Source organism: Sphingopyxis sp., from assembly GCF_016463645.1.
GTDB lineage: Bacteria > Pseudomonadota > Alphaproteobacteria > Sphingomonadales > Sphingomonadaceae > Sphingopyxis.
Genome location: NZ_JAEMQX010000179.1, coordinates 1 through 5694, shown reverse-complemented (window position 1 = coordinate 5694; position 5694 = coordinate 1). Strand labels below are relative to the sequence as shown.

Here is a 5694-nt window from a genome sequence, read left to right as displayed (position 1 = left end):
CCGGAATCGAGCCTGCTCAAGATCAAGGGCAGCGAAATCCAGCAGCGGTTGACCGAACTGACGCTCGAGGCCGTGGGCCATTATGGCGCGCCCTATTTCCGCGGCTTCGGGGAAGGCGACAACGAGCATCCGATCGGGCCGGACTATGCCCATCGCGCCGCGCCGACCTATTTCAACATGCGCAAGACGACGATCTATGGCGGGTCGAACGAGATTCAGCGCAACATCATCGCGAAGATGGTGCTCGGCCTCTGACATTGGACGTCATTCCGGCGCAGGCCGGAATCTCAACGCATCGACCTTGAGACCCCGGCCTTCGCCGGGGTGACGGTGAAATTAGGGAAAAGAAGAATGGATTTCACCTACACCGAAACGCAGGACATGATCCGCGACACGCTCGCCCGCTTCCTCGGCGACACCTATGATTTCGAAACGCGCCAGAAGTTCATCAATTCGGACAGCGGGCGCGACCCCGCCATCTGGACCGCGCTTGCGCAGGAACTCGGCATGCTTGGCGCATCGTTCGCCGAAGAGCAGGGCGGCCTTGGCGGCGGCGCGCTCGAAAATGCGATCGTGATGGAGGAATTCGGCAAAGTCATCGGGATCGAGCCCTATCTTCCGACCGTGGTCATCGCGGGCGGCGCGCTCAAGGCGGTTGGCGGTGCACAGGCCGATGCGATGATCCCCGAGATCATCGGGGGCAATGCGATCATCGCCTTTGCCTACGCCGAACCGCAGGGCCGCTATGATCTCGCGAACTTGCGCACCACCGCGAAAAGGGATGGCGCGGGTTATGTATTGAGCGGCCACAAAGGCGTTGTTCATGCCGCGCCGTGGGCGACGCATCTTCTGGTCACCGCACGCACCGGCGGCAACCAGCGCGATCGCGACGGTGTGTCGCTGTTCCTGATCGACGCAAATCTCCCGGGCATCGTCCGCCGCGACTATCCGACCGTCGACGGCAACCGCGCGTCGGAGATCTATTTCGAAAATGTCGCAATCCCCGGCGACGCCTTGCTTGGCGGCGAAGGCACCGGTCTGCCGCTGATCGACCAGATCGTCGACGAAGCGACCGTAGCGGCGTGCGCGGAGGCGACCGGCGTGATGCAGAAACTGCACGAAGGCACGCTGGAATATACGCAGCAACGCAAGCAGTTCGGTGTTCCGATCGCGAAGTTCCAAGTACTCCAGCACCGCATGGTCGACATGTTCATGGAGGTCGAGCAGGCGCGCTCGATGACGATCATGGGAACGCTGAAGCTGGGCCTGCCCGCGAACGAACGCATGGCCGCGGTGTCAGCCGCAAAGGCGAAGGTCGGCCGCGGCGCCAATTTCGTCGGGCAGAATGCGATTCAGACGCACGGCGGTATCGGCATCACGCAGGAGCTGGCGATCGGCCATTATTTCAAGCGCGCGACGATGATCGAGGGCCAGTTCGGTAGCGTCGATCATCATATGGACCGCTATGAACGGATCGCGCTCGCGGACTGATTTGGAAATGCCGTCGGCGTCGCCTCAATAGGCGACGTCGATCGCCACCCGGAGCGTGCGCGGGCGCAGCGGGGTAAGGAAACCCTCATTGCCTTCGACGAAGGGGGTCCCGAGCGAAAAGCGGTTGCCCCGCGAATCGAACAGGTTGGTGAGCGTCAGCGACAGGCCGCGGCGGTCGTTGCCGACGCGCATCGCAAGCCCGGTGTCGACATAATCGCCCTGGCTTTCTCCGAGTACCGGTCCGATCCCGAGCCGCGACGGACCGATATAGTTGGCCCAGCCGTTCACGCGAAAATCCTCGTCGCCGATCACGGTGGCGTAGTTGACGGATCCCCGCACCGCATGGCTCGCGACATTAGGGATGCGGCCGAGGCGCGCGGGGGCAGCGTCGAACACCGGCAGGATCTGTGGTGACAGGTCATCGACCCGGCTGTGGTTGTAGACCGCGCCGAGTTCGAAGGTCAGTGCATCGGTCGGCCGCATCGCGACCGCGCCCGACAGGCTGGTGATGCGGCCGTCGCCGATATTGGCGGTGGTCGGGAAGCCCGCGCTGTCAATGAAATCGGCCTGGATATTGCGCCAGCGGCTGTGCGAGATCGAGATGCTGGCGTCGAGCAGGCTCTGCCCCTTGTCGCCGAAGCGCATGCCGGCCTCCCACGTGCGAACCTGATCGTTGAGGAAGCGGCGAACGAAATTGCCATCGACCGCCAGGCCGCCGGGCCGGAAGCCTTCCTGATAGCGCGCATAGAGCCGGACATTGTGCAGCGGCGTCGCGAGGAGCGCGAAGGAAGGCAGGAGGTCGGTCTCGTCACGCGAGGCTGTGGTCGCGCGGTTCGCCTGCGCAAGCGCGAACGACACACCCTCGGCCTCGCCGCCCAGCCGGGCGTGCGACAGGCGAAGGCCGCCCGAGGCTATGAGGTCGGGCAGCACTTCGACCGTCGCCTCGGCATAGCCGGTGAACTCGGTGATGCGGTTGGTGACGCCGGGAAGGATCGCCTGGAGCGGTCCATAGGCATATTCGCGGTTCTGCCGCGCGCGATTGTCGATGAAGCTAGCGCCGACGACCCAGCCGAGCCCGTCACGATAGGGTCGCGACAGCCGGTTCTCGCTGACGAACATCCGCGTCGCGTTATGCTGGTCGAGCACGCGCGGGACGTCGTTGAGGGGGATGATCTGGGCGGGCGCGAACAGGCGGGCGACATCGACTGTTCCAACTGAGGGCGGCGCGGGGACGCCTCCGTTTGAAATATCGGCTGCTTGCCGGGCTTCCGGCAGGCTGGCATCGAAGCGCTCGAACAGGCGGTGATCGATGAAGGCGTTCGAGGACTGGAAATAGAGGTCGCCCCAGTCTTTCATTACGACGATCGTACCCATGCCGTAGCGCGCGGTCGCATTCTGTTCGACCATCGAGGCGCGCGTGAGCGGCGGGCCGTCCTTGTCGGCATATTGCGCGTCGTCGGAGGTGATCGCCTGATAGATGCCGCCGAAATCGACCGTCCAGTCGTCGCCGGCCTCGATGCGGAAGGTGCCGCGCCCGCCGCGCACATGGACGCGGTTGACATCGTTCTGCCCGCGAAGCGGATTGTCGATATAGCCGCCGTCGGTGAGCATATAGCCGACGAGGCGCAGGGCATGGCCATCGTCGCCGACAGGCAGGTTCGCAATCGCGGCGATGTCGCCGCCGGGGGCGCCATGCTGGGTGATCGACAGGCCAGCGATCGCCTGCACGCTCATCTCGCGCGGATCGGGAGCCTTGGGCACGACGCGGATGATGCCGCCAAGCGAACCGGCGCCGTAGAGCGTGCCCTGTGGGCCCTCGAGAATCTCGACATTGTCGATGTCGTAGAGACGCAGGTCGGGGTCGGGAGCGTTGTAGCTGAGACGAATATCGCCGAGATATTGCCCGACGGTCGACTGGGTCGGCCCGGTGAAGCTCGAATCGGCGATGCCGCGAATGAACAGCTTGTTGCGCCCGGAGCCGAGATGGGTCGAGGAGACGGTCGCGGTGCGCGAGAGGATCGAGTCCATTCCGCGTTCGCCCCCGAACGCCAAATCGCCGCCATCCAATTTGGTGACGACGCCGGCGAAATGCGAGAGGGGAAGGTCGGTCTTCGACGCCGTGACGATGATTTCGTCGTGCGGCGCCGCGACCATATCGTTCGACGGTTCGCGGGCACGCGGTTGCGGGACCTGCCGCGGCGATGCCACGGCCCTCGCAACGCGGATCGGTGCCGGGCGCCGTTCGATGCGCCAGCTTGTTGCGCTGACCCGCACCGCGCGCGCATCCGACCCGTCGAGCATGCGCTGGATCGCCTTTTCGATGCTCATCCGCCCGCGCACGGGCTTGACGCGAGCCTGCCACAGTCTTGCATCGACGACGCTGATGCTGACACCGGCCTGGCGACTGATGAGCGGCAGCGCGGTCGACAGGCTGCCTTTGGGGACGTCGAACGCGCGCTCCTCCGTCGCCAGCGCCTGCGCAGGCAGGCACAGCGCAATGGATGCTGCAGCAAGGCAAAGGCGCGAAGGCATCGTCAGCGGGTCAATATCCAGCCATCGCCCTGCCGCTCGGCCTTCGTCCCCGACAGTGCGGCGAGGTCGGCGATGGTGCGGTCCCGGTTCTTGTCGACGATCAGCGCGCCGCGGAAGGACAGTTCGGCCGCCTCGGGCGCAATACTCACCTGCATGCCGGCGGTGCGCTTCAGATCCTCGGCAACGACGGGAAGCGGCGTGCCATTGTACACGAGCAGTCCGCTGCGCCAGCCGCCGACGTTCGCCACATCGACGTCCTGCACGGCCGGCGGCTTGCTGTCGCCATCGCTGGCTTGGATGCCCTTGCCCGCGACGAGGCGCACATTGTCGCTGTCGGGGTTATAGAGCACGATGCCTTCCGACACCGCCACCGATGTCTGGCGGTCGCGGCGGATGACGTTGAAGGCGGTACCGAGGTCGACAATCTTCGCGTCGCCTGTCTCGACGACGAACGGAGCATCTTCGCGGTGCACGATATGGAACATCGCCTCGCCCGATTCCAGCCGGGCGAAGCGGGGTCGGCCGGGGTCGATCTCGATCTCCGAGGCGCCGTTGATTTCGATCTTCGAGCCGTCGGCAAGCTCGACCGTGCGCTGCTCGCCGGCGATGGTCTTGATCCGGTTATCGCCGCCGAACAGGTTCAGGCCTGACAGGGTGACCGCGCCGACCAACGCCGCTGCCATCGCGCCGCCGAACCAGGCACGCCGCGATGGGCGCCGCGCTGTTTCTGGCACGATGATGATCGAGGACGCCTGTGCCGCGGGCAGGGCGTCGAGGTCATGGTCCAGACTTGCGATCGCGTCATAGACGGCGACATGGTCCGGGTCTTCGGCCAGCCAGTCGGCAAAGCCGTCCCAGTCGATGAAATCGGGATCGCGCTGGCGGATCAGCCAGTCGATTGCGCGCGCTTCGGCGTTCGTCCGATCAGCTTGCATCGAACTGCCTCCTCAGCGCGGCGAGTGCCGCGTAAACCTTGCGCAGATCGGCTTCCACAGTGCTCAGGCTGACCCCCAGTTCAGACGCGATCTGGCGCTGATGAATGCCATCGACACGAAACCGGCGAAAGATGCGTGCCGGGCGCTCGCCGGTGGCCGCGATGGCAGTTTCGACGAGTGCAAGCTGCTCGCGCGAGATCAGCATAGTCTCGGTGGAGGGGCTCTTCGCCGCGGCGGCCTCGCCCCACGCCTTGTCGCGCAACTCGCGCTGGCGTGCCGAGCGATACCGATCGAGCATCAGATTGTTCGCCGCACGCATGACATAGGGCAGCGGATCGGAAATCGGCCCGGTCGGCCTGTCGGTCAGCCGCATCCACAGATCCTGGAACAGGTCCTCGGCGCCGTCGCCCGCGCCACGAACCTCCAGAAAGCGCACGATCCGGTCGCGGTTGGCAAGCAACACGCCTTCGATGCCCTGGACGGCGCCCGATCGATCTCGCGACTCTGTCATGAATTGCTTGCTTTGGAACGCCATCTTCTGCCGGTAAGCGCCGCTTCGCCCTGCGCCATACGTCCCCCTGATGACGCCGTCATATAGCGTCCACGCAGCGACGTGCAACTGCAGCGCCTGGAAAGAGAGGGTGGACTGTGCAAACATCTGTTTCTTCGTTCGTTTCTGCCTAGGCAAGGGGGAAGCGTGGGTAGGGGTTACGCTTCCCCCTTGCCTAGGCAGAAA

The 5694-nt window shown here is 64.9% G+C and carries 5 protein-coding genes; 2 read left to right on the top strand and 3 right to left on the bottom strand.

Annotated elements, in window-relative coordinates; genetic code table 11:
• A partial coding sequence (locus JHC57_RS20650) for an acyl-CoA dehydrogenase family protein (RefSeq protein WP_294032466.1) occupies positions 1-255 on the top strand: 255 nt, incomplete at its 5' end.
• Positions 256-351: 96 nt separating this feature from the next.
• Positions 352-1491, top strand: coding sequence for an acyl-CoA dehydrogenase family protein (locus tag JHC57_RS20645; protein ID WP_294032465.1), 1140 nt, complete (start codon positions 352-354; stop codon positions 1489-1491).
• A gap of 24 nt (positions 1492-1515) precedes the next feature.
• On the opposite strand, the gene JHC57_RS20640 is transcribed toward JHC57_RS20645, so the two are convergent.
• From JHC57_RS20640 to JHC57_RS20630, 3 genes are read right to left on the bottom strand one after another with little or no spacing between them, the layout of a single operon-like run.
• Positions 1516-4023, bottom strand: coding sequence for a TonB-dependent receptor (locus JHC57_RS20640; RefSeq protein WP_294032464.1), 2508 nt, complete (start codon positions 4021-4023; stop codon positions 1516-1518).
• A 2-nt stretch (positions 4024-4025) separates the two neighbouring features.
• Complete coding sequence (locus JHC57_RS20635) at positions 4026-4958, bottom strand: FecR domain-containing protein (RefSeq protein ID WP_294032463.1); 933 nt, start codon at positions 4956-4958, stop codon at positions 4026-4028.
• Entirely contained in the window at positions 4948-5616 is a 669-nt protein-coding gene (locus JHC57_RS20630; RefSeq protein ID WP_366928555.1) for a sigma-70 family RNA polymerase sigma factor, read from the bottom strand. Before JHC57_RS20630 ends, JHC57_RS20635 begins: the two co-directional genes overlap by 11 nt.
• Between the last annotated feature and the right edge of the window lie 78 nt (positions 5617-5694).